This is a genomic window from Pseudomonas inefficax (assembly GCF_900277125.1).
Lineage (GTDB): Bacteria > Pseudomonadota > Gammaproteobacteria > Pseudomonadales > Pseudomonadaceae > Aquipseudomonas > Aquipseudomonas inefficax.
This window is the reverse complement of record NZ_OPYN01000143.1, coordinates 1-1,923: the sequence shown is the minus strand read 5'-3', so window position 1 is coordinate 1,923 and position 1,923 is coordinate 1. Positions and strand designations below refer to the sequence as shown.

Annotated in this window: 2 protein-coding genes; both read right to left on the bottom strand. The window is 65.8% G+C overall.

The genetic code is table 11. From position 1 onward, the window contains the following. The coding region (locus tag JV551A3_RS16365) for a PAS domain-containing protein (RefSeq protein ID WP_205125950.1) at nucleotides 1-331 on the bottom strand (331 nt) is incomplete at its 3' end. A gap of 154 nt (nucleotides 332-485) precedes the next feature. Beyond that, a partial coding sequence (locus JV551A3_RS16360) for an amidase (RefSeq protein WP_133978924.1) occupies nucleotides 486-1,923 on the bottom strand: 1,438 nt, incomplete at its 5' end.

The window sequence follows — 1,923 nt, the reverse complement described above, 5'->3', positions numbered from 1 at the left end:
GCAGTGTGCGGCCCTTGAGCGTCGTTGGGTAATCGGGCAGCACCACCGGCTCACAGCCGTGCTGGTAGGTCGAGGCCTGCATGAGTGCCTTGAAACCCTGGTCCTGTTCCGGGGCGGCGAGGATCGGGCTACCGACGCTGCGGCCGGAAAGGTGGCCGTTGACGATCGCCACCACGGAGTGTTCCGGGTGGTCGAGGTCGTGCAGGAGGATCTCAATGTTGCGTGCGGCGACGCTGCCCAGGGCCTGGATGGCGGCCTTGAGGACGGTGAGGGTTAGCTGGCGTTCTTCGTTGGGAGTCATGGCAGAGCGAAGATTCAACGTTTTGTGCATTTTTACACATAAAGTTGAATTATGCGATTTGCTTTTCCAGGCCCATTCGCGGGTAAACCCGCTCCCACAGGAACCGCACGGTATTCAATACCTGTGGTGAACCTGTGGGAGCGGGTTTACCCGCGAATGGGCCGCAAAGCGGCCCCTTTAACCCTCAGCCCAAGGCTGGAGTACGCGGCGGGATCATCCGGCGCGACCCGGTCGCCTCGAAGGCTGCACCAAAGCTCAGCAGCGCATTGTCACTGTAAGCCCGGCCAGCAAAGGTCAGCCCCACCGGCATGCCGATATCAGCCATCACGCCCATCGGCACTGTCACGGTCGGCACGCCCAGGTGACGGATCGCCAGGTTGCCGTTGGCCACCCAGATGCCGTTGCTCCACGCGATGTCCGCCGATGCCGGGTTGACGTCGGCATCCGCCGGGCCCACGTCGGCCACGGTGGGGAACAGCACCGCGTCCAGGCCCCGGTTGTCCATCCAGTCTTCCAGGTCGATCTTGCGGGTCTTCTCCAGGCCGCGCAGGCCGTCGGGCAGGGTCTCGATCTGGTCCCAGGTCTTCAGGCCACGCTTGGCCATGTTGACGTACTCGTCCATGCCGGCGGCCAGATCGTCTTCACGGTTGGGCAGGGTGCCCGGGTCGTGGGGGAAGATCTGCGGCCCGTCGACGTCGGCCAGGCGGTTGAGTCGTGGGTCATCGTTGGCGCGCAGGAAGTCGTCGAAAGCCCAGCCCGACAGCTCCCACAGTTCGTCATGCAGGAACTCCTTGCTGACGATGCCGCGGTTGTACACGGTCGGTGCGCCCGGGCGGTCGCCCTCGCAGTTGGAAACCAGCGGGAAGTCCACTTCCAGCACTTCGGCACCAGCCGCCTCCAGGGCCTGACGGGCCTGCTGCCACAGGTCGATGACCGTGGCGCGGGTGTTGATGCGCTGGCCAGTCGGGCCGCCGATGCCTGGCTTCTCGGACGTACCGGCTTCGGCATCGGCATTGATGTACATGCGCGGCACGCCAAAGCGCTTGCCTTTGAGCGCGCTGGCATCCACGGCCAGGTCCAGGTACGAAGCCGGGCGCACCGTAGAGGCCGCCGGGATTGGCACCCAGGGTTGCAGGCGCCACAGGTCGCCGCGCTTGTCGGCGTCGTCGGCTACGACCACGTCGAGGATTTCCAGCAGGTCGGCCATGGTGCGGGCATAGGGAACCACCACGTCCATGGTCGGTGTCAGCGGCCAGTTGCCACGCACCGAAATCACCCCACGCGAAGGGGTATAGGCGCACAGGCCATTGTTGGACGCCGGGCCACGGCCGCTGGACCAGGTTTCTTCGGCCAGGCCGAAGGCACTGAAACTGGCGGCGGTGGCAGTGCCGGCACCGTTGGACGAGCCGGAGGCGAACGGTGCGGTCAGATAGTCGGCGTTGTAAGGGCTTTCGGCGCGGCCATACACGCCGCGCTGCATGCCACCGTTGGCCATGGGCGGCATGTTGGTCTTGCCCAGGCACACGGCGCCGGCGGCGCGCAGGCGTTCGATGGTGAAGGCGTCGCGCTGGGCCACCAGGTCCTTGAAGGCCGGGCTGCCGGAGGCTGCGGTCAGGCCTTTG